Here is a 23,945-nt window from a genome sequence, read left to right on the forward strand (position 1 = left end):
ACCCCTGCTCCGCGCCGCCCACGTGATCGCTCCGCTCTGTCGGGTGTTGCCGCCTTGACGCCGCGCCGTCGCTCGCCGTTCGGGTCGATTGTCCATGGGGGACGGAGGGTTGTGACTTGGGTGCGGGTGCGTGGGGGTTGGCCGCGCAGTTCCCCGCGCCCCTTAGGGGCCACAAGATTGCGCCGTTCCCCGCGCCCCTGAAAGGCAAAAGACTGCGCCGTTCCCCGCGCCCCTTACGGGCCCCTCAGTGATCGACGCTTACCAGGTTCGTTTCCTTTTCCGCCTGCTTCGGAGGGCGGCCCGGGAGGTACAGGTAGACGACCAGGGCGCCGATCACGGCCACGCCCGCGCCGCACAGGGCCGTCACGTGCATCGCGTGGAGGAAGGCGTCGTTGGCCGGGCCGATGAGGGCGTCGCCCTTGGGGCCGAGCTTCGCGGCGAAGCCGAGGGTCGCCTCGATGGACTCGCCCGCCTCGTGCCGGGCGGCCTCGGGCAGCTTGTCCTCGATGCCCGAGCGGTACGCGGCCGACAGGACCGAGCCGAGTACGGCGATACCCAGGGCGCCGCCGACCTGACGGAAGGTATTGCTCAGCGCGGAGGCGGAGCCCGCCTTCTCGCGGGGCAGCGCCTGCATGATCACGACGCTGGTCGGCGTCATGATGTGCGCCATGCCCGCGCCCATCAGGAAGAAGACGACCTCCAGGATCCAGATCGGCGTGTCCGCCTCCAGCGCGGCGAACGCGGCCAGCATGGCGGCGATGGTGAGCATGCCCGCGGTCGTGGTGGCCCGGTTGCCGAACCGGTCCACGACCAGCCGGGCGCGCGGCGCGAAGACGAGCTGCGCGACGGCCAGCGGCAGCATCAGCAGACCGGTCTGCAGGGGCGAGTAACCGCGCACGCTCTGGGTGTAGAAGACGGAGAAGAACGTCACGCCCATCAGCGCGAAGAACACCAGCGCTATGGCCGCGATGGCCGCGGAGAAGACCTTGTTCTTGAAGTAGTCGATGTCGATCGACGGGTGGTCGCTGCGCTTCTCGTGCACGACGAAGCCGATGAGTACGGCGAGTCCGGCGCCGATGGTCGCGAGGACCTTGGCGTCCGTGAAGTCGGCGAGCTGGCCGCCCTTGATGATGCCGTACACCAGCAGGACGAGGCCGATGACGGACAGCACCACGCCCACCGGGTCGATACGGCCGGGCTTCGGGTCGCGGGAGTCGGGGACCAGCCAGATCATCAGGCCGAGCGCCACGATCACGATCGGTACGTTGATCAGGAAGACGGAGCCCCACCAGAAGTGGTCGAGCAGGACGCCTCCGGTGATCGGGCCGATGGCGATGGCAAGGCCGACACCGCCCGCCCAGATGCCGATGGCTTTCGGCTGCTCGTCGCGCTCGAAGACGTTCATCAGGACGGCGAGGGTGGCCGGCATCACGAAGGCGGCGCCGAGGCCCATCACCGCGCGGAACGAGATGAGCTCGACCGGGGAGCCCGAGGAGGCGGCGAGCGCCGAGCCGATCCCGAAGACGAGGAGGCCGCCGAGCAGCACCTTCTTGCGCCCGAGCCGGTCACCGAGGAGACCGGCGGAGAAGAGCAGGCCCGCGAAGACCAGGGTGTACGAGTTGATGGCCCATTCCAGCTCGCTCTGGGTGGCTCCCAGGCCGGTCGGGGCGGGCGTCGAGATGGTCTTGATCGCGACGTTCAGGATCGAGTTGTCGAGTACGACGATCAGCAGGCTCAGCATCAGCACGCCGAGGATCGCCCAGCGTCGTCGGTGCACGGCCTCCGGTATCCGGGGCGCGGTGTCGGCAGGAGTTGTCATGCCGACAACGCTAGAGGAGTTTCGATACGAGACCGTCTCGTATCGGAATCCTTTACCGAGACCTTACGAGCTCTGGAGGCGGGCTTGGGGCCCGGTGGAGGCGAAGTCGCGGCCCGCCGCCGCGGAGACGAGGGCCACTGCGGCCCCCCTAGGGGGCTTCTGATGGATCTCCGCGGCGTCGCGGCGCCCGGCACGCACTCTCGCGGCACCGAGCACAGACCCGAGTACGTCCAGTACGCGGGACTGCGCCCGGCACCCCGAGAGCACGCACCGGTCGCCGCTCCTTCCCCACGGAGATCCATCAGAAGCCCCCTAGCCGTTCCGTGGCACGAGGTGCCACCATGGAGGGGATCCGGAGACGCCGTCAGGGCGCTTCGAGATGACAGAAGGAGCCGTTGCAATGACGCAGTTCTCGGCTGCCCAGAAGACCACCGACAGCAGCGACAGGGCGCTGTACGGGGGCAAGGGCACACGCCGTATCACTGTCCGCGACATCACGGTGGCCAAGGAGCGCGGCGAGAAATGGCCGATGCTCACCGCGTACGACGCGATGACCGCGTCCGTCTTCGACGAGGCCGGCATCCCGGTCATGCTCGTCGGCGACTCGGCGGGCAACTGTCACCTGGGCTACGAGACCACCGTGCCCGTCACCCTCGACGAGATGACCATGCTGTCGGCCGCGGTCGTACGGGGCACCTCGCGCGCCCTCATCGTCGGCGACCTGCCGTTCGGGTCGTACCAGGAGGGGCCGGTGCAGGCGCTGCGCTCGGCCATGCGGCTGGTGAAGGAGGCCGGGGTCGGGGCCGTGAAGCTGGAGGGCGGTGAGCGCTCGCACGAGCAGATCAAACTGCTCGTGGAGTCGGGTATCCCCGTGATGGCGCACATCGGACTCACCCCGCAGTCCGTGAACTCCATGGGGTACCGGGTGCAGGGGCGGGGCGAGGAAGCGGCTCAGCAGTTGCTGCGCGACGCCAAGGCCGTGCAGGACGCGGGGGCGTTCGCCGTCGTGCTGGAGCTGGTGCCGGCGGAGCTTGCCGCCGAGGTGACCCGGGTGCTGCACATTCCGACCGTGGGGATCGGGGCGGGGGCCGAGACGGACGCGCAGGTTCTCGTGTGGACGGACATGCTCGGGCTCACGGGTGGGAAGATGCCGCGGTTCGTCAAGCAGTATGCGGATTTGCGGCGGGTGATGGGGGACGCGGCGAAGGCGTTCGCCGATGACGTCATTGGCGGAACGTTCCCTCAGGAGGAGCATTCCGTCCACTGACCCAGTGGTCCACTGCGGCACGGAGGCAGCCCGCCGACTTCCCCCATCGGCGGGCTGCCGTTTTCCCACCCGCATGGGGGCTGCGCCCCCTCGCCCCCGTTGCGCAGTTCCCCGCGCCCCTAGGTATCTAGGGGCGCGGGGAACTGCGCAGTCCTTCAGGCCTGCCCCCACCGGGCCGCAGACAGACACAGACGCGTCCCGGTGGAACGTGTCGGTGGGCTGTCGGTGGTTTGTCGGTGGGGGGTGCGAGCTTGGTGGCATGACGCGAATCGACAACGAGCCCCGGCAGGACGCCGTCAGCGTGCGGGGACTGGTCAAGCACTACGGCGAGACCAAAGCACTGGACGGCGTGGACCTGGACGTACGCGAGGGCACGGTCCGCGGCGTACTCGGCCCGAACGGCGCCGGCAAGACGACCCTCGTACGTATCCTCTCCACCCTCCTCATACCCGACTCCGGCCGCGCCACGGTCGCCGGCTTCGACGTCGTGCGCCAGCCCCGCCGCCTGCGCCGCGTGATCGGCCTCACCGGCCAGTACGCGTCCGTGGACGAGAAGCTCTCCGGCCGCGAGAACCTCTATCTGATCGGCAGGCTCCTCGACCTGACCCGCAAGGACGCCCGCACCCGTGCGGACGAACTTCTTGAGCGCTTCTCGCTCACCGAGGCGGGCAAGCGCCCGGCGAGCACGTACTCCGGCGGCATGCGGCGCCGCCTCGACCTCGCCGCGTCCATGATCGGCAGTCCGACGGTCCTGTTCCTGGACGAGCCGACGACCGGCCTGGACCCCCGTACGCGGCAAGAGGTGTGGGGCGAGGTCAAGCGGATGGTGGGGGACGGCGTCACCGTGCTGCTCACCACGCAGTACATGGAGGAGGCCGAGCAGCTCGCGAACGAGCTGACGGTCATCGACCGCGGCAGGGTCATCGCGAACGGCGGCATCGACGAGCTGAAGGCGAAGGTCGGCGGCCGCACCCTGCGTATCCGCCCGGCCGACCCGCTGGAACTGCGCCCCACGGCCGCCGCGCTCGACGAGTTCGGTCTCACGGGCCCGGGCAGCGCCACGGTGGACGTCACCACCGGCACGGTCCTCGTCCCGATCCTCAGCGACGAGCAGCTGACCGCCGTGGTCGGCGCGCTCACCGCCCGGGGCATCACCCTCGCGGGCCTCAGCACCGAACTGCCCAGCCTGGACGAGGTGTTCCTCTCCCTGACCGGCCACCGGGCCACCGAACCGGCCGATCCGGGTGACCCGCGGGACACCCCGGCCGACCGCTCCCACGAGTCCTACGAGGAGGCCGCCGTATGAGCGCCGCCACCGTCATCGACAAACCCGCGGCGCTCGACACCGGCGACGATCCGCACGTCGGCCTGCGCGCCCATCTGCGGCACATCAGCGCCCTGGTCCGCCGCAACGTGCTGTGGATCCGCCAGGACCCGGAGTCGATGTTCGACGTCATCCTGATGCCGATCGTCTTCACTCTGCTCTTCGTGTTCGTCTTCGGCGGCGCGATCGCCGGCAAGGGCAACCAGGACGAGTACGTCAACTACGTCGTCCCGGGCCTCATGGCGATGATGGGCATGAACATCGCGATGGGCGTGGGCACCGGCTTCAACCAGGACTTCCAGACCGGCGTGATGGACCGCTTCCGGTCCCTGCCGATCTCCCGTGCCTCGGTCCTGATCGCCAAGATCTCCGTCGAGATCGGCCGGCTGCTGCTCGCCACGGCGATCCTGCTCGGGGTCGGTTTCCTGCTCGGCCTGTCCGTGTCGAACGTGCCCGGTCTGTTCGCCGCCATCGGCCTGGCCCTGGTCTTCGGCTCCTCCATCATGTGGATCTTTCTGACCATGGGCGTGGTGATGAAGAACGCCCAGGCCATCCAGGGAATGGGGTTCCTCGTGCTGATGCCCCTGCAGTTCGGTTCTTCGATCTTCTCGCCGCCGTCCACCATGCCGGGCTGGCTGCAGACGTTCACCGACTACAACCCGCTGTCGTCCCTCGCGGACGCGGCCCGGGGTCTGATGAACGGCGGCCAGCCGGTCGCCCACGACGTCATGATCACGCTGCTCTGGTCGCTCGTCATCACGGTGGTGATGGCCCCGGTCGCCATTCACAAGTACCGCACCAAGACCTGACACGAGGACCCTCTTGCGTCAGACCAGGGCGGCGGCCTCCTCGAAGGAGAGGCCGCCGCCCTGCGCGTACGCGGCGTCGTACACCCGGTCGTCGAGGACCTCGCGCGCCGCCGCCTCGGCCTGTGCCCTGATCTCGTGCTCCACGACGGCCCGGAAGTGTCCGGGCGGCAGGAGTTCGTCGGCGGCGCCCAGGCACCGGGCGGCGTCCTCGGCGCGCCGGCCGCCCTCGGCCCCGGCGAGCGCGATGGACGCGGTGGCCAGGTGCACCGAGAACATGTGCGGCGCGATCATCTGGGTCAGCGGGTCCTTGGCCCGCTCCAGGGCTCCCCGCACCTTCACCACCGCCTCGTCGTACAGGCCCTCCTGCGAGTCCAGCCAGGCCTCCACGCCCATGACGAACCCGTCGAAGACCACGAAGCGGACGGCGCCGAAGTCCTCCCACAGCCGTTCCATCTGGGCCCGCGCCTCGGCGACGCGGCCGGTGCGGCCGAGCCACATCGCGAGGAAGAGCCGGGCCCCGGGCATGGCCTCGTTCTGCGCGCCGTCCCCCTGTTCCAGGACCTCGCGCAGCAGCCGCTCGCCCCGGCCGGTCTCGCCCGCGTCGATGAGCACGCTGCCCAGCCGGGTGGTGAGGATGGCCATCTGGGCGCGGGCGCCGAGGCGTTCGGCGTGGGCGATGGCCGTCTCGTAGTCCGTCGCGGCGAGCCGGTACTCGCCCTTGCGCTCATGGGCCTCGCCCCGCGCGGAGAGCGCCTCGGCGGCACCCCAGGCGTCTTCGAGGCCGACGAAGAGTTCCAGCGACTCGTCGGCGTCCCGGGCCGCGTCGCCCGCCCAGTCGGCGCGGTTGGCGAGCATGTTGGCGCGCATCTGCAGGGCGACGGCCAGCTCCCAGCGGGTGCCGAGCTCCCGGCAGGTCTCCACGCTCGCGTCGATGACCCGGCGCAGCCGGTCCATGTCGCCGGTCAGCAGCACGGCGAAGAACCACAGGTAGCCGGGGTTGCGGCAGACCTGCGGGAGGCCGGGTTCGTAGGCCTCGGTGACGGCGAGCAGCTTGGCCTCCGCCTCCGGTGTCTGCCAGGTGTCCAGCTCCAGGTCCATGCAGGCGAGATGCAGGAGGTGGACGCCGCGCCTGGCCTCGACGAGGACGTCCTGGCTCATGGGCGGCGGGTCGGCGACGCAGGACTCGTACAGCGGGACGGCTCGTTCGGTGGGTGGCGCGAACGGGTCGGGGCCCATCGCCATGACCTCCCGCGTCCAGTTGCGGGTGACCATGCGCAGGTCGCGGATCTGCCAGTACCAGGCGAGGGAGAGGACGAGGCAGAGCGCCTCCTGTTCGTCGCCCGCGGCGACGGCGCGCTGCAGTGCGGCGCGCGTGTTCTCGCCTTCGAGCTGGAGCAGTTCGATGGCCGCGCGCTGGCCGGGGCCGCGCAGCAACGGGTCGGTGGTGCGGGCGAGTTCGCGGTAGTACGTGAGGTGGGCGCGCTCGGTCGCGGTGCGCTCACCGGAGGCGTCGAGGCGCTGTCCGGCGTACTCGGCGACGGTCTCCAGGAGCCGGTAGCGCATGTCGCCGTCGCCCGGGGCCGGGCCCGGCCCCGCGTTCTCGTCCGCCCCCTCCCCCGCCTTCTCGCCCGAAGGGGCGGCCACCACGAGGGACTTGTCGACGAGCGAGCCGAGCGCCTCCAGCGCGGCGGGTCCGCAGACGGCCTCGGCGGCGGCGAGGTCGCAGCCGCCGGCGAAGACGGACAGCCGCCGCAGTACGTCGCGTTCGTCCTCGTCCAGCAGGTCCCAGGACCAGTCGACGACGGCCCGCAGGGTCTGCTGGCGCGGCAGGACCGTACGGCTCCCGGAGGTGAGCAGCCGGAACCGGTTGTCGAGGCGGTCGGCGATCTGGCGCGGGGTGAGCATCCGCAGCCGGGCGGCGGCGAGTTCGATGGCGAGCGGCAGTCCGTCCAGGCGCCGGCAGATCTCGGCGGCGGCCTCCGGGTCGTCCTCGATCCGGAAACCGGGCCGGGCGGCGGCCCCCCGGTCGGCGAGCAGTCTCAGCGCGTACGGCTCAGGCAGCGGTTCGACGGGCCGCAGCAACTCCCCCGGTACGCCGAGGGGTTCGCGGCTCGTGGCCAGTACGGTCAGTCCGGGGCAGCGTTCCAGCAGTTGCTCGACGAGGCGGGCGGCGGCGTCCACGACGTGTTCGCAGTTGTCGAGGACGATCAGCATGCGGCGTTTGGCGCAGTGCTCGGTGAGCCGGACGAGCGGGTCGTCGTGCCGGTCGGTGACGGCCCGCAGTTCCTCGGCCCCGGCGCTGCGCAGCACGGTCTCCCGCGCGCCGACCGCGGTGAGGACCGCCTCGGGGACGGCCTCCGGGTCGTCGACGGGCGCGAGTTCGGCCAGCCACACGCCGTCGGGCAGGTCCTGGGCGACGCTCTCCGCCGCCTCCTGCGACAGCCGGGTCTTCCCGGCGCCGCCCGGCCCCAGCAGGGTCACGAGCCGCGCCCCCGCGAGGTCCCCGCGGATGGTGGCGAGATCGCCGTCCCGCCCGACGAAGGAGGTGAGCCGGGCCCGCAGATTGCCGCGTGGCGCGGAGCGGTCGCGCGGCGCGGGTTCCGCGTCACGCTCCGAACCGCCCGTACCGGGGCGGCCGTTGTGCGCGGCGAGGTCCGGGCCGGCGGCGTACGGGGCCGGGTCCGGGCTGCCGGGGGCGTGGCCGTGGGAGTGGCCGGAGCGGGGTGGTGTCTCGGGTGCGGGGCCGTGGGGGCTGGTCGCGCCGTTCCCCGCGCCCCTCGGGCGCGCGGGGACCTGGCCGCGTGAGGCGGGGAGGCCGGTCAGCAGTTCTCCGTGCAGGGAACGCAGTTCCGGGCCCGGGTCCGTGCCCAGGCGGTCGGCGAGCAGACGGCGTACGGACTCGTAGGCGGCCAGGGCCTCCGCCGCGCGGCCCGCGTCACGCAGGGCCCGCAGGCGCAGCACCTGGAGCGGTTCGTCCAGGGGGTGGGTGTCGCACAGGGCGGTGAGGTCGGGCAGGGACTGCTCGGCGTGGCCGAGGGCGAGGGCGGCCCCGAGACGGGCGCGCCGGGCGTCGAGCCGACGGGCCTCCCAGCGTGACGACTCCGCCGTACGGTCCGGGAGGTCGGCGAGGGCCGGGCCCTGCCAGAGGGCGAGGGCATCGTCGAGGATGACGGCGGCCTTGCCGGGGTCGCCGTCGGCCAGCGCGCGCGAGCCCTCGCCCGCGAGCCGTTCGAACCGGTGCAGGTCGATGTCGTCGGCCGCCGCGCGCAGCCGGTAGCCGCCCTCGTCGGAGCCGATCGCGTCCGCGCCCAGCGCCCTGCGCAGCCGGCCCACCAGCGCTTGCAGGGCGCCCGGGGCGTCGGCCGGAGGGTCCGCGCCCCAGACCTCGTCGACCAGCACGGCCACGGACACGGTCCGGCCGGGTCGCAGGGCGAGCACCGTCAGCAGGGCGCGCAGCCGCGCCCCGCCGACCGGGACGAGGGTGCCGTCGGTACGGAGTGCCTGGGTGGTGCCGAGGATGCGGTAGCGCACGCGGACCATTGTCCCTGTCTGCGCCCCGGGTCCGCCCCGGATTTTGGTCCGGCATGAACCGGGACGGCCGGAAACGGGTCGAGGGCGTGGGTGGAGGGCCGCAGGAACCTCCGACCCTCCTTAGGACGTTCCCCCCACACCACCGGTACGGTCTACCCGGCACGCCCAGCCCGTTCGAACATTCCAGGGAGCCCCACCCCATGACCACCGCCACAGGCCGGCACAGTGACCGGCGTATCAGCCCCGTGTTCCTCGGGATCGTGGCCGTCGCGGCGGTGACCGGCTGGGCCACCTGGACGGGCTTCGCCGAGCAGCCGGGCGTGGCCGTGTTCCTGTTCGTGACGGCCGCGTGGATCGTCTCGCTGTGTCTGCACGAGTACGCGCACGCGCGCACGGCCCTGCACAGCGGCGACATCTCGATCGGCGCGAAGGGCTATCTGACCCTGAACCCGCTGAAGTACACGCACGCGCTGCTCAGCATCGTGCTGCCGGTGCTCTTCGTCATCATGGGCGGCATCGGTCTGCCGGGTGGCGCGGTGTTCATCGAGCGGAGCCGGATCCGGGGCCGCTGGAAGCACAGCCTGATCTCGGCGGCGGGCCCGCTGACGAACGTGCTGTTCGCGGTGGTGTGCACCGCCCCGTTCTGGCTGGACGCACTGGACGGCGTACCGGCCGACTTCCAGTTCGCGCTCGCGTTCCTGGCGCTGCTGCAGGTCACGGCCGCGCTGCTGAACTTCCTGCCGATCCCGGGCCTGGACGGCTACGGCGTGATCGAGCCCTGGCTGTCGTACAAGATCCGGCGCCAGGTGGAGCCGTACGCGCCCTTCGGTCTGCTGTTCGTCTTCGCGATCCTGTGGATCCCCGAGGTGAACAACCAGTTCTTCGACGCGATCGACGCGCTGCTGCGGGCCCTGGACATCGACGAGATCCGTACGTACTGCGGGCAGAACCTCTACCGGTTCTGGACGGAGACGGACCAGTACTGCTCGATCGGCCAGTGACGGACCGCCGAGTCGGCAGGTGACGCCGGCCGGTGACGTCAGCCGGTGACGGAGGACGCCGACGCCTTGCGGCGCATCCGGTCGCGGCGCAGGTAGTACCAGGTCATGTTGGACGACAGTCCGGCGAGCAGCACCCAGACGATCCCCAGCCAGCTGCCCTGGACGAAGGAGACGACGGCCGCCGCCGTGGCGAGGACGCAGACGACGAGGGCGTAGAGGGCGAGTCGGGACATGGGGTCTGCTCCTGTCGGGGAACTCCGGGGCCCGGCGCCACAGCGCGCGGGTTCCGAAGGGGGACACTGCTCGGCTCCAGTGTCCCCCACGTCCGGAACGTGCCCGTACGCGGTCCCGCGGCCCGGCGGTCCTACAGGTCGGTGAGGCGCAGGCCCGCGTGGGCCTTGTACCGGCGGTTGACCGAGATCAGGTTCGCGACGAGCGACTCGACCTGGTGGGCGTTGCGCAGCCGCCCGGAGAAGATGCCGCGCATGCCCGGGATGCGGCCGGCCAGCGCCTGGACGATCTCGACGTCGGCGCGCTCCTCGCCGAGGACCATCACGTCGGTGTCGATCTCCTCGATCTCCGGGTCCTGGAGCAGCACCGCCGACAGGTGGTGGAAGGCGGCGGTGACACGGGAGTCCGGGAGCAGCGCGGCGGCCTGTTCGGCGGCGCTGCCCTCCTCGGGCTTCAGCGCGTACGCGCCCTTCTTGTCGAAGCCGAGCGGGTTGACGCAGTCGACGACGAGCTTGCCGGCCAGTTCCTCGCGCAGCGACTCCAGCGTCTTGCCGTGCCCGTCCCACGGCACGGCGACGATCACGATGTCGCTGCGGCGGGCGGTCTCGGCGTTGTCGGCGCCCTCGACGCCGTGTCCGAGCTCGTCGGCGGCGGCCTGCGCGCGCTCCGCGGCCCGCGAACCGATGATCACCTTCTGCCCGGCGCGGGCCAGCCGGTAGGCGAGACCCTTGCCCTGCGGCCCGGTGCCGCCGAGCACGCCGACGACGAGCCCGGAGACGTCGGGAAGGTCCCAGGGGTCCTTGGCGGGGGCCTTCTGTGCGCTGTCAGTGGAGGTAGAGGTCATGGGGCCGACTTTACGTGCGTGGTTCCGGCCGGCGCCGCTCACGTGAGGGCCGTCACGGGGATCCGCCGGAAGGTGATCGTCTCGTACGCGCTGAAGTTGCCCGTCTCGTAGAGGAGTCCGGCCGTGTCGTCGTCGACGCGCACGAGATCGGAGTAGGCGGCGGGCAGTCCGTCGACGGTGTGTGCCGTGCGCCAGGTGACGCCGCCGTCGGTGCTCGCGCGGACCGTCAGCAGGGCGCGGAAGCCGGGGTCGGCGGGGCCCGAGTAGAGGAGCACGTCGGGTGCGCGGAGCTGGAGCACGCTGCCCTCGACGACGGGACCGACGAGTCCCGCCTGCGGGCGGAAGGGCTTGACCAGGGTCCGGCCGCCGTCCCGCGAGTACGCGTCGGCGCGGGTGCCGGGGGCGGTGGAGTCGTTGCGGGTGTTGAAGTAGACGCGGCCGTCGGGCAGTTCGGCGGCGGTCGTCTCGTTCGCGTTGATGTAGTTGCCGGGGTTGTCGTCGACGTATCCGATGCGCCAGGTCGCGCCCCGGTCGTCGCTGAGCAGACAGTGCCCGCCGTTGTACTTGCCCTCGGTGCCGGTGTCCGTGCCGGCCGGCGGGAGGGAGTGGTTGGCGGGGACGACGACCCGGCCGCCGGTGAGCTGGAGGGCGTGGCCGGGAGTGGTGGCGTACCAGCGCCAGGGCGCCTTCTTCGTCTGCCCTGTGATCTCCCGCGGCGTGGACCAGGTGCGGCCGTCGTCGTCGCTGTGCCGGATCCAGACGCGGCGGCCGTCGGCGGCGCTCACCTTGCCCCGGCGGATGGCGTCCTCGGTGGCGAGGGCCGCGTTGCGGACGTGGACGAGCAGGATCCTGCCGGTGTCGAGGACGACGGGGGCGGGGTTCCCGGCCAGCGCCTCGCCGTTCGAGGCGGCCACCTGGAGCGGGCCCCAGGTCAGTCCGCCGTCCGTGGACCGCTTCAGGACGATGTCGATGTGCCCGAAGTCGTCGCGGGAGCCGACCCTGCCCTCGCAGAAGGCGAGCAGGGTTCCCTCGCCGGTGACGACGACGGCCGGGATACGGAAACTCGCGTAGCCCTCCTGCCCGGCCCGGAACGGCACGGACATCTCAACTCCGGCCATGGAACCCTCCCTCTCCTTGCCGACTGGGTGCACCGGTGAACGGGCCACTCTGCCCAGGATGGGCGAATTCGACGTGAACGCCGTCTGACGGGCAGTCCGCTGCGGCAGGATGCGGCCCCATGGATGCCGTACGGGTGGCCTTGTTGCGCGAAGTGCTCGCCGGGACCGAGTGGCCGGGCGCCACACGGCGGTTCGCGGGGGCGCTGCGGTCGTCCGTGCTGCCGCACGGGGGCGGGCTGCTGCTGGTGGGCACGGCGGAGTACGAGCCCTGGCACCTCGCCGCCCATCTGGTGGACGAGGCCGCCTGGTCGGGCACGCCGGAGCTGACCCCGACGCTGGTACGGCACGGGGCGCGGCCCGGGGACCCGGCCCATCTGGCGGTGGGGCTCGGCCGGATCGAGGCAGCCCGGCGCGGCGAGACACTGCTCGTCGTGGCGCCGGGCGAGCCCGGGGCGCCGCTCCTGGAGCGGGTGTACGACGCGCGCCGGGCCGGGGCGACGGTTCTCGCGCTGGGCTCGGGCGACCGCGAACTGCACGCGCTGGCGCACGAGACGCTGGCGGTGCCGCCGGGGGCGGGCCGCCTCGACACGGTGCTTGATCTGGACACGGGGCTCGACCCGGATACAGGCCTCCGCCCGAATTCAGGCCTCCGTTCGGATGCAGGCCTCGGCACGGATACGGGTTTCGGCACGGATGCAGGCCTCGGCATGGATACGGGTTTCGGCACGGATACGGGCCTCGGCACGGATACGGGGCTTGATCTGGACACCGTTCAGCATCTGGTCAGTGCGGCCGCCGGGGAGAACTCACTGCCCGCGCCCCGGGGCCGGCGGCGGTTCACCGACCGGTTGTCGCGGCTGGCGGACCGGCTGACGGCACCGCCGCCCGCGCGGTGGTGAGCCGAGGGCCGCCCCGGCGTGGCCGCTTCGGCATGGCCGCCCCGGTGTGGCCGCTTCGGTCGAAAAAGCGTTTGTCCGCGGCGGGGTCGCCACCGCAGCATGTCCCGTCGTGACGGAACTGAGCAAACCCGGGCCCAAGGCCGATTCGCGGTTGCGGGCACTGCTGCCCGATCTCGCGCCGTGGCGGACCTCCGCCGACTTCCGGCGGCTGTGGGTGGCCGGGCTCATCACCAACTTCGGCAGCTTCCTGACGTTCGTCGCGCTGCCGGTGCAGATGAAGGAGCTGACCGGTTCCGCGGTCGCCGTCGGCGCGATCGGCGCCGTGGAGCTCGTACCGCTGATCGTGTTCGGGCTGTACGGCGGGGCGCTCGCCGACGCTCTGGACAAGCGGAAGCTGATCATGTGGACGGAGGCGGGACAGGGGGTCCTGTCGGCCGTCCTGCTGGTCAACGCGCTGCTGACGGAGCCGTTGGTGTGGCCGCTGTACGCCGTCGCCGCGCTGTCCTCCGCGCTCGTCGCGGTGCAGCGGCCGGCGCTCGACGCGCTCACCCCGCGCATCGTCCGGCACGAGCACCTGCCGGCCGCCGCCGCGCTCAACTCGCTGCGCTGGACGGTCGGCGGGGTCGCGGGACCCGCGGTCGCGGGGCTCGTGGTGGCGTACGCGGGGCTCGGCTGGGCCTATGCGGCGGACCTCGCCACGTTCGCCGTCTCGCTCTTCCTGGCCGTGGGACTCGCCGCGTCGCCCGCCGCGCACGAGGCGGCGAAGCCGTCGCTGAGGGCGATCGCGGAGGGGGCCCGGTACGCGTGGAGCCGCAAGGAACTGCTGGGTACGTACGCGATCGACCTGGCCGCGATGTTCTTCGCCTTCCCGCTCGCCGTGCTGCCGTTCCTCGCGGACGAGCTGGACGCCGAGTGGTCGCTCGGGCTGATGTACGCGGCGCTGCCGGCGGGGTCGCTGCTGGTGAGCCTGACGAGCGGGTGGACCTCGCGGATCCATCGGCACGGGCGGATGGTGGCGTACGCGGCGGCGTGCTGGGGGCTCGCGATGGTGGCCGCGGGAGCGGTGCACGACGTGTGGCTGGTGCTGCTGTTCCTGACGCTGGCCGGCTGCTTCGACATGGTCAGCGGGATCTTCCGGGCGGCGATGTGGAACCAGACGATCCCCGATGAGCTGCGGGGGCGGCTCGCCGGGATCGAGCTGCTGTCGTACTCCGCCGGGCCGCAGCTGGGGCAGGTGCGGGCGGGTGGGATGGCGGCGGTGTTCTCCGTACGGGCGTCCGTGTGGGCGGGGGGTGTGATGTGCGTGGCCGCGGTGGGGGTGTTGGCGGTGTGCTTGCCGCAGCTCATGCGGTACGACGTGCGGAGCAATGCGCATGCCGTGCGGATGAAGGCGTTGCGGGAGGGGGTGGCTGGGGAGCGGTGACGGGTGCGGGCCCGGTGGGGGCTTGTCGCGCAGTTCCCCGCGCCCCTTAGGGGCGAAGGCAACAGACTGCGCCGTTCCCCGCGCCCCTAAGGGGCCCGAGGGGGTGGTCCTTGTGTTTGTGGCTGCGGGTGCGTGGGGGTTGCTCGCGCCGTTCGCCGGTCCCCTGGCCCCCGCGCGCTTGCCCGTCCTCCCCGCGCTCCCTGGGTGGGTGCTGGGGAGCGGGGGGCGTCCGGTGCCGTTGCTTGGGCGGGTGGGTGGGGAGAAGAGGGTTAGTCTTCGTCCGCGCTCCGTGGGGCGGCGTCGTGCCAGCGGGGGTCCGTCTCCCAGTCGAGGTTGCGCTCACGGGCCGTGTCCATCGCCCGCTGGGCCTCCTCGCGGGACGCGTACGGACCGAAGCGGTCCTTCGCCGGGCACTCCGGGCCCTCCTCCACCTTCTTGTGTTCCAGGCAGTAGTACCACTCGCCCGGTTTGCCGACCGTCCGCTTCTTGAACAGGGCCATGACCAGCTCCTCTCGCCACCGACATGTTCCCCCATCTCCGCTGGTTAGACTCGCTGGCATGTCTGGCCAGTCGCTGCTCGTCCCAGGGGAGCTGTCCCCCACCCGTTCCGTGCCCGGAAACATCCGCCGCCCGGAGTACGTCGGCAAGCCCGCCCCGACCCCGTACACCGGGCCGGAGGTGCAGACGCCCGAGACGATCGAGGCGATGCGCGTCGCCGGCCGGATCGCCGCGCAAGCCATGGCCGAGGCCGCGAAGCTCATCGCGCCCGGCGTCACCACCGACGAACTGGACCGGGTCGCGCACGCCTATATGTGCGACCACGGCGCCTACCCGTCCACGCTCGGCTACCGCGGCTTCCCGAAGTCCCTGTGCACCTCCGTGAACGAGGTCATCTGTCACGGCATCCCGGACTCCACGGTCCTGCGGGACGGCGACATCATCAACCTCGACGTGACGGCGTACATCGGGGGCGTGCACGGCGACAACAACGCCACGTATCTCGTGGGCGACGTGGCCGAGGAGTCACGGCTGCTGGTCGAGCGGACCCGTGAGTCGCTGGAGCGGGCCGTCAAGGCGGTCAGGCCGGGCCGCCAGATCAACATCATCGGCCGGGTCATCGAGTCGTACGCGAAGCGGTTCGGGTACGGGGTCGTCCGGGACTTCACCGGGCACGGCATCAACTCGTCGTTCCACTCCGGGCTGATCGTCCCGCACTACGACAGCCCGCACGCGACGACCGTGATGCAGCCGGGGATGACGTTCACGATCGAACCGATGCTGACGCTGGGCTCGTACGACTACGACATGTGGGACGACGGGTGGACGGTCGTCACGAAGGACCGGCTGCGGACCGCGCAGTTCGAGCACACGCTGGTCGTCACGGACAGCGGGGCCGAGGTCCTCACGCTGCCGTAGCCGCCCCCGCCTCGCCAGGTGCCGCCCGCTCGTTCCGAGCGGGCGGCTCTTTCATGTGGGAACGGTGGAGGATCGGGGTACCGTTTTACCGACAGGGCGTCGGGAAACCATTGACTTAGGTAAGCCTAACCATAGAAGATTGGTGTGGCTCCCGTCTCCCCCGCTCAGCCCCGGAGGTCCTCATGACATCGTCGAGTACGCCGTTCTCGACGCTCATCCGCACCGCGTCCCACGAGCAGCACGTGGAGGCGGAGACCTCGACCTTCATGAGCGATCTGCTCGGCGGCAGGCTCGGAGTGGAGGCGTACGCGCGCTACACGGAACAGCTGTGGTTCGTGTACGAGGCGCTGGAGTCGGGAGCGCGGGATCTTTCCGGTGACCCGGTGGCGGGGCCGTTCATCCAGCCCGAGCTGATGCGGCTCGCCTCGCTGGAGCGGGATCTCGCGCATCTGCGGGGGCCGGGGTGGCGCGAGGGTGTCACCGCGCTGCCTGCGACGGTGGAGTACGCGGAGCGGGTCGCCGAGTGCGCGCGTACGTGGACCGGGGGGTACGTGGCGCATCACTACACGCGGTATCTCGGGGATCTCTCCGGTGGGCAGATCATCCGTGGGACGGCGGAGAAGACGTGGGGGTTTGCGCGCAAGGGTGACGGGGTGCGGTTCTATGTCTTCGAGGACATCGGGAACCCGGCGGCGTTCAAGCGCGGTTATCGGGAGTTGCTCGACGCGCTTCCCGTGGATGAGCTGGAGAAGCAGCGGGTTGTTGCCGAGTGCCGGCGGGCGTTCGCGTTGAACACGGGGGTTTTCCGGGCACTGGGCGAAGAGTTCCGCATCAGCGCGTGACGTTCCACTGGGGGTCGCGTTCCCGGGTGCGGGTGCGTGGGGGCTGGCCGCGCAGTTCCCCGCGCCCCTGAGGGCGAAAGGCAAAAGATTGCGCCGTTCCCCGCGCCCCCAAAACTTCCGCGCCCCCAGGGCACAAAGGCCGGGGCGCAGCCCCGCCTTTGAGGGGCGCGGGGAACTGCGCGACCAGCCCCCACCGGACCCGCACGGGACTCCCCGCCAGCCCCCACACACCCGCACGGGACTCCCGGCCGGGGCGCAGCCCCGCCTTTGAGGGGCGCGGGGAACTGCGCGGCCAGCCCCCACCGGGCCCGCACCCGAAAGTCCCGGCCCCCGCCCGGATGGTGTCAGCGTTCCAGGAAGACTCTGCCGCCCAGTTCTATCCAGCCTTCCGGCTGGGGGGCGGTGAGGAGTTGGGAGCCTGTGCCCTGGATGATGTTCAGGGCCCGGCCCAGTTGGGCCGTCAGTTGGAGCGCCGCCGCCCCCGTCGCCTCGTCCTCGTCGATGCCGTCGCCCCGGCCAGGGAAGCCGCGGGCCCGGACACGGCCCGCGGCCTCGTCCTCCCACGCCCAGGCGTACAGCCACTCCCCCGCCGGCGGCACAGTCAGCGCTTCCACCTCGGCGGCGGTCGCGTACTGCCGTAGCGTGCGCGGCCGCGGCCACTCCGAGCGGGCCTCGATCCAGGTGAACTCGCCGTCGAGCCGCGTGCCCACCACGCCGGCGGGCGTGACGAGTTCGGGTACGTCGAGCAGCCAGGCCACGCCCACGCAGGGGTAGCCCGCGAACGGCAGCCGCGCACTGGGTGTGTAGATGTCGATGACCCCGCGCTCGGGGTCGTCGACGAACACCGTCTCGCTGAAGCCGAGTTTCGCCGCGAACGTCTGTCGTTCGTCCCGCTCGGGGAGTACGGAACCCTCCCGTACGACCCCGAGTTCATTGCCGTACTCGCCGCGGGGCCCGCAGAAGACCCGCACCACGTCGTAATCAGTCACTCCGGCATTCAAACATCATGACCACGACGCGTGTGCGGGCACTTCACGGTCAGGCGGGCGGTCAGGCCTGCGTGGAGTCCGTCAGACGGCGGCGGCGTACCGCGAACACCACGCCCGCGCCCGCCGCGACGGTGGCAGCGGCGGCCGCTCCGAGCGCGCCGACCGGGACGTCGGAGCCGGTGGAGGCGAGGTTGCCGCTCACACCGCCCGTGGTGGACCCGGTCGTGCCCGCGCCGCCTCCGGTGGTTCCGCCGGTCGTGCCGCCCGTGGTGCCGCCGGTGCCGCCGGTGCCACCCGTCCCGGACGTCGGGTCGGTGTCCGGGAGTTCGGCGTCGGCGGTCAGGGCCACGGCGAGGTCGACCGGGTCGAGTTCGGCGCCTGCCTGGTAGAAGCCGCCGAAGGCCTCCGCGCCCGCCTTGGTGAGGGTGGTGGTGACGCCGTCGAGGGTGATGACGTCCTTCTCCGCGGTCAGGTCGGCGGACTTGGGCTTGAGTTCGGCGAGGGTCACGTCCTCGGACTTCTCACCGAGGCTGTCGACGTCGGCGGTCAGTTTGCCGGAGCCGCCGTCGATCTCGGCCTTCAGGTCGCTGAGGGTGAGGTCGAGACCGTAACTGCCGTTGTCCTCATGGCCCTTGAAGTTGACGGAGCCCTTGAAGGACGCCTTGAGGGTGTCGGCGTCCGTGTCGTAGGTGCCGGTGGCGTCGGGGAAGGTGAAGACGCCGTTGCCGGACGCCTGTTCCGCCCCGCCCGACACGGTGATCCTGCCCTTGGCGACCCCGTCGACGACGTACGTACGGAAGGACTGCTTGACGCCCCAGCCGAGCGTGCCGTAGCTGATGTCCCCCTTGGTGGCGGCCTCGGTGGTCGAGGGCTTCGGGGTCGCCGATCCCGTCGGCTTCGGGGTGGCGCTGGTGGTCGGCGTGCTGGTGGGGGTGGCGGGCGGAGTGGCCGGCGGGGTGGTGGTGCCCGTGGGCGTCGGGGTCGGCGACTCGGCCTTCTTCTCCACCACCGTCAGGGGGTCGCCGGCCGCGCCCGTGTAGGAGGAGCTGCCGAAGACGTCGCCCGCCTCCTTGGTCAGCTTGGTCGTCATGTCCGTCATCGTGCGGTTGACGGTGACCTCGGCGAGCGGCACGTCCTGCTCGGTCGTACCGGCCTTCGTCACATCGGCGGTGACTCTCGCGACCTTGCTGTCGAACTTCACGTCGGACAGCCTCAGTTCGAAGCCGTGTGCCTTGGAGACGATGTTCAGGGTGCCTTCGAAGCCGAGCGCGACGGTGTGGGCCTCGGAGTCGTAGCTCCCGGTGCCGTTGACGAAGGTGAACACGCTGTTGTTCTTGGCCTGGGTGGCACCGGCCTCGGGCGTGAAGGTACCGGCCGCCATGCCCGTCACGTAGTTGCGGTAGGACTCTTTGATGCCCCAGGTCAACTCGTAGCCCTTGAGCGGTACTTCGGCGGCGGAGGCGGACGTGACGGCGAGCGTGGTGGCGCCGAGCGTGACGGCGGTCGCGCAGGCTGCGGCAAGGGCTGTCGGGCGGCGGCGGTTGGCGGCCATGGTCGTGGATCTCCTCGGTTCAGGGTGCGTGCAGTGTGTGGGAGCCCGCGCAACTCGCGGACGGGGGAGGACGGGGGAGAGAAGTTCAGTGCTCGTCGGGGGCGTCCGGGGCCGCGGCGGTGGCCGTCCGTGGCGTACGGCGCCTGCGGATGATCAGGAAGGCCGCGGCGATCGCGGCCAGGGAAGCGACCGCGAGACCGATGGGCAGGACGGGGGTGTCCGACTCGCTCGCGGCGGCCTCGGTCTTCGGCTCGGCCTTCTTCGGCTCGGCCGCCGCGGCCTCGGGCGTGGCCGACTCCGCGCTGCCCAGGTCGGGCAGGGCGGGCAGTTCGGCCTTGGCCGTCAGGGCGACGGCGAGGGACACCGGGTCCATCTCCGTGCCCGCCTTGTACATTCCGCCGAAGGCTTCGGCGCCCTCGGCGGTGAGCTCCGCGGGGGCCTCGGTGACCTGGGCGAGGCCGTCCTTCGGCTTGAGGTCCTTGGCGGTGAAGGTGACCAGCGGCACCTTCTTCTCCGTCCCGCCCGCCTTTGCCGTCCCGCCCGCCTTGCCCGTGTCGCCGCCGCTCGTGACATCGGCGCTCGTGACATCGGCGTACAGCGTGCCCTTGCCGTCGTCCGTGACCTTGGCCCGGAGTCCGCCGAGCTTCAGGTCGAGGCCCTGTTCGCCGGTGAAGCGGACGGCTCCGGTGAAGGCCGCGTCGAGGGTCCCCTTCTTCTCGTCGTACGTGCCCGAGCCCTCGGGGAAGCGGAAGAGCGCGCCGCCGTCCTGGGCGCCGTCGCTGAGCTTCCACTCGCCCTGCGCGATGGCGCCGGTGACGTACTCGCGGAAGGTCCTGCGCACCCCCCAGTCCACGGCGCCGTTCTCGATCCGGCCCGAAGTCTTCTTGTCGGCCTTCGGCTTGGACGTGGACTCGGCCGGTGAGGGCGACTGCGTGCGGGTCGGTTCGGCGGCTGCCGCCTTTACGTCCGCGGAGAGGCTGACCGGGTCGAGGGCGGTGCCCGCCGTGTAGTAGCCGGCGAAGGACTTGGCGCCCTGGGCGGTCAGTGTGGCGGGCAGGTTGTTCAGCTGGACGGCGTTGCCTCCGCCCTTCATGTCGATGCCGCCCAGGGAGAGGGAGGCGAAGGGCACCTGCGAGGACGTCGTGACCGCCCCGGTGCCCTTCGCCTTGCTGACGATGTCGACGTAGAGCGTGCCGCCGTTGCCCGCGAGGCGGACGGTGGGGCGGCTGATCGTCAGATCGAGCTGGTAGGTGCCGTTGTCCTCCTTGTGCCCGAGGAAGTGGACACCGCCGGAGAAGCCCGCGTTGAAGGCACCCGAGGAACCGTCGTACGTGCCGGTCGCCGAGTGGAAGCGGAACTGGCTGCCGCCGACCGTGGCCGCGCCCCCGGTGAGGGAGAAACTGCCGTTCGCTATCGGGCCGGTGACGTAGCTCTGGAAGGAGGATTTGATGCCCCAGTCCAGGCGGCCGCCCTGCACGGTCCGGCTCGCCGCGTGGGCCTGGCCGGCCGGGAGCAGCGCTGTGAGCACTGCCGCGAGCACTGCCGCGCAGAGCAGGGTCACATGGGTGCGTAGGTGCGGGCGGGCTGGCATGTGTCCTCCGGGGCGGGGGATCTGGCCGGATACGGCTGCGTCCTGGCGAGAAAGGTAAGGCTAACCTAAGCTATGCCCTGCCGGGACGGGAAGCACGGGATGAGACATACGGGGACCGCGGGTTGTTTTTCGACTGACGGTTCGTCGTGGCTTGTCGCGCAGTTCCCCGCGCCCCTGACAGCGACGGGGCGGGCCCCGTCCGGTGAGCAGACCGCCTCACCGGCGAACCGAAAGGAACTACACGACCGTGGGACGCATGCGTGTACGAGTGGCGGGTGCGCTGCTCGCGGTGCTTGTGGTGGCGGGGTGCGGCTCCGGCACCTCCGGCGAGGGGACCTCCGAACCGGGCACGAAAGCCCGCGCCGCCGCCGACCGCGTCGAGCCGCTCGCCGACCCGCCGGAGCCGCAACTTCCGGTCACCGTACGGTCGGCCGACGGGCACGACGTCACGGTCGAGGACGCCGAACGCATCGTTCCGCTCTCCGGCAGCCTCAGCGAGATCGTCTTCACCCTCGGTCTCGGCGACCGGGTCGTCGCCCGTGACATCACCGCCACCTTCGCGCAGGCGGAGAAGCTGCCGGTGGTCACCCGCAACCACGACGTCTCCGCGGAGAGCGTGCTGTCCCTCAAGCCCGATCTGGTGCTCGCCGAGGCCACCACCGGGCCCGCGGAGGCGATGGGTCAGATCCGTGACGCGGGCATACCCGTCCTCGTCGTCGACCCGGCGCAGGGCCTCGACGACGTGGGCCCGCGCATCGAGGCGGTGGCCCGCGCCCTCGGCGTACCGGCCGCGGGCAAGGAGCTCACGAAGCGCTCCGAGGACCGGATCGCCGCCGTGCGCGCGGACGTTCCGAAGAAGACCGACACACCGCGGGTCGCCTTCCTCTACCTCCGCGGCTCCGCGTCCGTCTATCTGATCGGGGGCAAGGGCTCGGGAGCCACCTCTCTGCTTCGGGCGGCGGGCGCGGTGGACGCGGGCGCGGATTCGGGCCTGGAGAAGGACTTCACCGCGATCACCACGGAGGCCCTCGCCCAGGCGGCCCCCGACGCGATCCTCGTCATGTCGAAGGGACTTGAGTCCGTCGGCGGCATCGACGGCCTGGTCAAGATTCCCGGCGTCGCGCAGACCCCCGCCGGGATGGAACGCCGGGTGGTCTCCGTCGAGGACGGCGTACTCCTCAACTACGGGCCCCGCACGGACGCCGTACTGAAGTCCATCGTCGGCCAGTTGTACGGGGACAAGAAGTGAGCGTGACCGACAAGGCCGCCGCCGAGGCCCCCGAGAGCCCTGCCGGGGCCCCCTCTTCCGAGGCAGCCCCGGCCCCTGAACCTCCGGCTCCCGACACCCCCGCCGCCTTCGCCCGTGGCGGTGTCACGCGGCCTCGTCGCAGCGTGCCCTGGCTGCTCACGGCCGGGCTGGCCGCCCTCCTCCTGCTGCTCACCCTCACCTCCGCCGGGCTCGGCGCGTACGAGATCCCGCCCGGGGACGTGCTCTCCTCCGTCGCGCACCGCGCGGGTCTCGGCGGCGGCGCACTGGACCGTGTCCCCGAGTCCGTGCTGTGGAACGTGCGCTTCCCGCGGATCGTGCTCGCGCTGCTCGTCGGCGCCTCACTGGGCTGCGCGGGCGCGCTGATGCAGGGCGTGTTCGGCAATCCGCTCGCCGAACCGAGCGTCATCGGCGTCTCGTCGGGTGCGGCGGTCGGCGCGGTCGCCGCGATCTCGCTCGGCCTGAGCTTCCTGGGCACCTGGACGATCCCGGTCTTCGCCTTCGTCGCGGGGCTCGGCACCGCGCTGCTCGTGTACTCGACGTCCCGCTCGGGCGGCCGTACCGAGGTGGTGACGCTGATCCTCACCGGTATCGCGGTGAACGCCTTCGCGGGCGCGCTGATCGGCCTGTTCATCTTCCTGGCCGACACCGCCGCGGTGAACCAGATCACCTTCTGGCAGCTCGGCTCGCTCTCCCAGGCGACCTGGCCGAAGGTGCTCGCGGTCCTGCCGTGCGCGGTGGCCGGGCTCGCCGTCGCGCCGTTGTACGCACGCAAGTTGGACCTGCTGGCGCTCGGCGAGCGCCCGGCCCGGCATCTCGGCGTGGACGTCGAACGGCTTCGTATCGTGCTGGTCCTGGTCGTCGCGCTGCTGACGGCCGCGGCCGTCAGCGTCTCCGGGGTCATCGGTTTCGTGGGTCTCGTCGTTCCGCATCTGCTGCGGATGGTCGCGGGTCCCGGCCACCGCTTCCTCGTGCCCGGCAGCGCCCTGGGCGGTGCGGTCGTACTGCTCGCGGGCGATCTCGCGGCACGTACCGTCGCCGAGCCCGCCGAACTGCCGCTCGGCGTGCTGACCGCTCTCTTCGGCAGCCCGTTCTTCTTCTGGCTGCTGCGCAGGACCCGTCGCAGGCAGGGAGGCTGGGCATGATCAGGCGCAGGGGATGGCTCCGTACGGGGATCGCGGCGCCCGGACCCGTGGCCGCCGGTGACGTGCTCGCCGGGGCCGAGGCCCTGCACGTCCGGCTCGGCGCCCGCGAGGTGCTGTCAGGTGTGGACGTCGAGGTCCGCGCCGGTGAGGTGCTGGCGCTGGTCGGCCCCAACGGGGCAGGCAAATCCACCTTGCTGGGCGCTCTCGCCGCCGACCTCCCGGCGGCCGAAGGTGTCGTACGGGTCCACGGGCGCCCGGTGTCCGAATGGTCGGCGCCCGAACTGGCCCTGCGCCGGGCGGTGCTCCCCCAGTCCGCCTCGCTCTCCTTCCCCTTCCCGGTCGAGGAGGTCGTACGGATGGGGCGGGCGCCCTGGGCCGGCCGGCCCGAGGAGGCCGAGGACGACGCGGCGGTGGCGTCGGCCATGAGGGCGACCGAGGTCACCGGGTTCGCGGGCCGGCCCTTCTCGGCGCTCAGCGGCGGCGAGCGGGCCAGGGTCGCGCTCGCCCGGGTGCTCGCCCAGCGGGCCCGGCTGCTGCTGCTCGACGAGCCGACGGCCGCGCTGGACCTCAGGCATCAGGAGTTGGTGCTGCGGGTCTGCCGCGAAAGGGCGCGTGAAGGGGACGCGGTGGTCGTGGTGTTGCACGATCTGGGTCTCGCCGCCGCGTACGCGCACCGGGTGGTGATCCTGTGCGCCGGGCGCGCGGTGGCCGACGGGGCGCCCTCGGAGGTCTTCACCGACCGACTGCTTTCGGACGTCTACAAACAGCCGGTGGAGGTGTTTCCCCACCCGCGCACGGGCGGGGTCATGGTGGCCCCTGTCAGGGGTTCTTGACCCGTCTTTGACCGTTTCGTGGGGGGTGGATAGCGCCTCCGTGA

Annotated in this window: 20 protein-coding genes; 11 read left to right on the forward strand and 9 right to left on the reverse strand. The window is 71.6% G+C overall.

Going from position 1 to position 23,945, the window contains the following annotated elements:
• Window positions 1–244: 244 nt before the first annotated feature.
• Window positions 245–1,819, reverse strand: a complete 1,575-nt coding sequence (locus tag C6Y14_RS21215; protein WP_107018347.1) for an MFS transporter — start codon at window positions 1,817–1,819, stop codon at window positions 245–247.
• Between the two features lie 400 nt (window positions 1,820–2,219).
• On the opposite strand from C6Y14_RS21215, the gene panB reads away from it, so the two are divergent.
• The 3 genes from panB (at window position 2,220) to C6Y14_RS21235 (ending at window position 5,219) form a co-directional block, all read left to right on the forward strand.
• Complete coding sequence (panB, locus tag C6Y14_RS21225) at window positions 2,220–3,086, forward strand: 3-methyl-2-oxobutanoate hydroxymethyltransferase (RefSeq protein WP_107018349.1); 867 nt, start codon at window positions 2,220–2,222, stop codon at window positions 3,084–3,086.
• A gap of 259 nt (window positions 3,087–3,345) precedes the next feature.
• The gene (locus C6Y14_RS21230) at window positions 3,346–4,392 is read left to right on the forward strand and encodes an ATP-binding cassette domain-containing protein (protein ID WP_107018350.1); all 1,047 of its coding nucleotides are present in this window, start codon (window positions 3,346–3,348) and stop codon (window positions 4,390–4,392) included.
• Window positions 4,389–5,219 carry an ABC transporter permease gene (locus C6Y14_RS21235; protein ID WP_107018351.1) on the forward strand — a complete coding sequence of 277 codons (831 nt, stop codon included), beginning with the start codon at window positions 4,389–4,391 and terminating at the stop codon, window positions 5,217–5,219. The genes C6Y14_RS21230 and C6Y14_RS21235 overlap by 4 nt, the downstream gene beginning before the upstream one ends.
• Window positions 5,220–5,237: 18 nt before the next feature.
• Here C6Y14_RS21235 and C6Y14_RS21240 read toward each other — a convergent pair whose 3' ends face one another.
• Window positions 5,238–8,759, reverse strand: coding sequence for an AfsR/SARP family transcriptional regulator (locus tag C6Y14_RS21240; protein ID WP_107018352.1), 3,522 nt, complete (start codon window positions 8,757–8,759; stop codon window positions 5,238–5,240).
• Between the two features lie 191 nt (window positions 8,760–8,950).
• Here C6Y14_RS21240 and C6Y14_RS21245 point away from each other — a divergent pair, with 191 nt between their 5' ends.
• Window positions 8,951–9,751, forward strand: a complete 801-nt coding sequence (locus C6Y14_RS21245; RefSeq protein ID WP_107018353.1) for a site-2 protease family protein — start codon at window positions 8,951–8,953, stop codon at window positions 9,749–9,751.
• A 38-nt stretch (window positions 9,752–9,789) separates the two neighbouring features.
• Here the strand turns inward: C6Y14_RS21245 and C6Y14_RS21250 are convergent, their stop codons facing one another.
• The 3 genes from C6Y14_RS21250 to C6Y14_RS21260 all read right to left on the reverse strand — a co-directional run bounded on the left by C6Y14_RS21250 (window position 9,790) and on the right by C6Y14_RS21260 (window position 11,944).
• Window positions 9,790–9,984, reverse strand: coding sequence for a hypothetical protein (locus C6Y14_RS21250; protein ID WP_107018354.1), 195 nt, complete (start codon window positions 9,982–9,984; stop codon window positions 9,790–9,792).
• 131 nt (window positions 9,985–10,115) lie between these two features.
• Window positions 10,116–10,826 carry an NADPH-dependent F420 reductase gene (gene npdG / locus C6Y14_RS21255; protein WP_107018355.1) on the reverse strand — a complete coding sequence of 237 codons (711 nt, stop codon included), beginning with the start codon at window positions 10,824–10,826 and terminating at the stop codon, window positions 10,116–10,118.
• Window positions 10,827–10,864: 38 nt separating this feature from the next.
• Window positions 10,865–11,944 (reverse strand): sialidase family protein, encoded by a 1,080-nt coding sequence (locus tag C6Y14_RS21260; protein WP_107018356.1) that lies wholly within the window; start codon window positions 11,942–11,944, stop codon window positions 10,865–10,867.
• Window positions 11,945–12,063: 119 nt separating this feature from the next.
• On the opposite strand from C6Y14_RS21260, the gene C6Y14_RS21265 reads away from it, so the two are divergent.
• Both C6Y14_RS21265 and C6Y14_RS21270 read left to right on the forward strand, forming a co-directional pair.
• Window positions 12,064–12,843, forward strand: a complete 780-nt coding sequence (locus C6Y14_RS21265; protein ID WP_107018357.1) for a hypothetical protein — start codon at window positions 12,064–12,066, stop codon at window positions 12,841–12,843.
• Window positions 12,844–12,952: 109 nt separating this feature from the next.
• Window positions 12,953–14,266: an MFS transporter gene (locus C6Y14_RS21270; protein ID WP_225891189.1), complete on the forward strand. Its 1,314-nt coding sequence runs from the start codon at window positions 12,953–12,955 to the stop codon at window positions 14,264–14,266.
• A gap of 269 nt (window positions 14,267–14,535) precedes the next feature.
• Here the strand turns inward: C6Y14_RS21270 and C6Y14_RS21275 are convergent, their stop codons facing one another.
• Window positions 14,536–14,766 carry an SPOR domain-containing protein gene (locus tag C6Y14_RS21275; RefSeq protein WP_107018359.1) on the reverse strand — a complete coding sequence of 77 codons (231 nt, stop codon included), beginning with the start codon at window positions 14,764–14,766 and terminating at the stop codon, window positions 14,536–14,538.
• A 58-nt stretch (window positions 14,767–14,824) separates the two neighbouring features.
• Between C6Y14_RS21275 and map the strand changes: the two genes are divergently transcribed.
• Together map and C6Y14_RS21285 are read left to right on the forward strand one after the other, a co-directional pair.
• Entirely contained in the window at window positions 14,825–15,682 is an 858-nt protein-coding gene (gene map / locus C6Y14_RS21280; protein WP_107018360.1) for a type I methionyl aminopeptidase, read from the forward strand.
• 182 nt (window positions 15,683–15,864) lie between these two features.
• A complete protein-coding gene (locus C6Y14_RS21285; RefSeq protein ID WP_107018361.1) occupies window positions 15,865–16,524 on the forward strand; it encodes a biliverdin-producing heme oxygenase in 660 nt (219 codons plus the stop codon).
• A gap of 344 nt (window positions 16,525–16,868) precedes the next feature.
• Here C6Y14_RS21285 and C6Y14_RS21290 read toward each other — a convergent pair whose 3' ends face one another.
• The 3 genes from C6Y14_RS21290 to C6Y14_RS21300 form a co-directional block, all read right to left on the reverse strand.
• Window positions 16,869–17,513: a PhzF family phenazine biosynthesis protein gene (locus C6Y14_RS21290; RefSeq protein ID WP_107018362.1), complete on the reverse strand. Its 645-nt coding sequence runs from the start codon at window positions 17,511–17,513 to the stop codon at window positions 16,869–16,871.
• Between the two features lie 61 nt (window positions 17,514–17,574).
• The gene (locus C6Y14_RS21295; protein WP_107018363.1) at window positions 17,575–19,065 is read right to left on the reverse strand and encodes an HtaA domain-containing protein; all 1,491 of its coding nucleotides are present in this window, start codon (window positions 19,063–19,065) and stop codon (window positions 17,575–17,577) included.
• An 85-nt stretch (window positions 19,066–19,150) separates the two neighbouring features.
• Window positions 19,151–20,656, reverse strand: coding sequence for an HtaA domain-containing protein (locus tag C6Y14_RS21300; RefSeq protein ID WP_107018364.1), 1,506 nt, complete (start codon window positions 20,654–20,656; stop codon window positions 19,151–19,153).
• Between the two features lie 256 nt (window positions 20,657–20,912).
• Between C6Y14_RS21300 and C6Y14_RS21305 the strand changes: the two genes are divergently transcribed.
• From C6Y14_RS21305 to C6Y14_RS21315, 3 genes are read left to right on the forward strand one after another with little or no spacing between them, the layout of a single operon-like run.
• A complete protein-coding gene (locus tag C6Y14_RS21305; protein WP_199854799.1) occupies window positions 20,913–21,905 on the forward strand; it encodes a heme/hemin ABC transporter substrate-binding protein in 993 nt (330 codons plus the stop codon).
• Window positions 21,906–21,907: 2 nt separating this feature from the next.
• On the forward strand, window positions 21,908–23,068 hold the full coding sequence (locus C6Y14_RS21310) for a FecCD family ABC transporter permease (RefSeq protein WP_107018366.1): 1,161 nt from the start codon (window positions 21,908–21,910) through the stop codon (window positions 23,066–23,068).
• Window positions 23,065–23,901 (forward strand): heme ABC transporter ATP-binding protein, encoded by an 837-nt coding sequence (locus C6Y14_RS21315; RefSeq protein ID WP_107018367.1) that lies wholly within the window; start codon window positions 23,065–23,067, stop codon window positions 23,899–23,901. Before C6Y14_RS21310 ends, C6Y14_RS21315 begins: the two co-directional genes overlap by 4 nt.
• The last annotated feature ends 44 nt before the right edge of the window (window positions 23,902–23,945 follow it).

It is taken from the genome of Streptomyces dioscori, from assembly GCF_003024195.1.
GTDB lineage: Bacteria > Actinomycetota > Actinomycetes > Streptomycetales > Streptomycetaceae > Streptomyces > Streptomyces dioscori.

What these genes read in the sequence shown, in the direction of transcription:
- C6Y14_RS21285 (WP_107018361.1), top strand. Translation starts at nt 15,865, where the DNA reads ATGACATCGTCGAGTACGCCGTTCTCGACGCTCATCCGCACCGCGTCC.
- C6Y14_RS21240 (WP_107018352.1), bottom strand. Translation starts at nt 8,759, where the DNA reads ATGGTCCGCGTGCGCTACCGCATCCTCGGCACCACCCAGGCACTCCGT.
- panB (WP_107018349.1), top strand. Translation starts at nt 2,220, where the DNA reads ATGACGCAGTTCTCGGCTGCCCAGAAGACCACCGACAGCAGCGACAGG.
- C6Y14_RS21295 (WP_107018363.1), bottom strand. Translation starts at nt 19,065, where the DNA reads ATGGCCGCCAACCGCCGCCGCCCGACAGCCCTTGCCGCAGCCTGCGCG.
- C6Y14_RS21235 (WP_107018351.1), top strand. Translation starts at nt 4,389, where the DNA reads ATGAGCGCCGCCACCGTCATCGACAAACCCGCGGCGCTCGACACCGGC.
- npdG (WP_107018355.1), bottom strand. Translation starts at nt 10,826, where the DNA reads ATGACCTCTACCTCCACTGACAGCGCACAGAAGGCCCCCGCCAAGGAC.
- map (WP_107018360.1), top strand. Translation starts at nt 14,825, where the DNA reads ATGTCTGGCCAGTCGCTGCTCGTCCCAGGGGAGCTGTCCCCCACCCGT.
- C6Y14_RS21215 (WP_107018347.1), bottom strand. Translation starts at nt 1,819, where the DNA reads ATGACAACTCCTGCCGACACCGCGCCCCGGATACCGGAGGCCGTGCAC.
- C6Y14_RS21305 (WP_199854799.1), top strand. Translation starts at nt 20,913, where the DNA reads ATGCGTGTACGAGTGGCGGGTGCGCTGCTCGCGGTGCTTGTGGTGGCG.
- C6Y14_RS21230 (WP_107018350.1), top strand. Translation starts at nt 3,346, where the DNA reads ATGACGCGAATCGACAACGAGCCCCGGCAGGACGCCGTCAGCGTGCGG.
- C6Y14_RS21300 (WP_107018364.1), bottom strand. Translation starts at nt 20,656, where the DNA reads ATGCCAGCCCGCCCGCACCTACGCACCCATGTGACCCTGCTCTGCGCG.
- C6Y14_RS21250 (WP_107018354.1), bottom strand. Translation starts at nt 9,984, where the DNA reads ATGTCCCGACTCGCCCTCTACGCCCTCGTCGTCTGCGTCCTCGCCACG.
- C6Y14_RS21265 (WP_107018357.1), top strand. Translation starts at nt 12,064, where the DNA reads ATGGATGCCGTACGGGTGGCCTTGTTGCGCGAAGTGCTCGCCGGGACC.
- C6Y14_RS21245 (WP_107018353.1), top strand. Translation starts at nt 8,951, where the DNA reads ATGACCACCGCCACAGGCCGGCACAGTGACCGGCGTATCAGCCCCGTG.
- C6Y14_RS21275 (WP_107018359.1), bottom strand. Translation starts at nt 14,766, where the DNA reads ATGGCCCTGTTCAAGAAGCGGACGGTCGGCAAACCGGGCGAGTGGTAC.
- C6Y14_RS21315 (WP_107018367.1), top strand. Translation starts at nt 23,065, where the DNA reads ATGATCAGGCGCAGGGGATGGCTCCGTACGGGGATCGCGGCGCCCGGA.
- C6Y14_RS21260 (WP_107018356.1), bottom strand. Translation starts at nt 11,944, where the DNA reads ATGGCCGGAGTTGAGATGTCCGTGCCGTTCCGGGCCGGGCAGGAGGGC.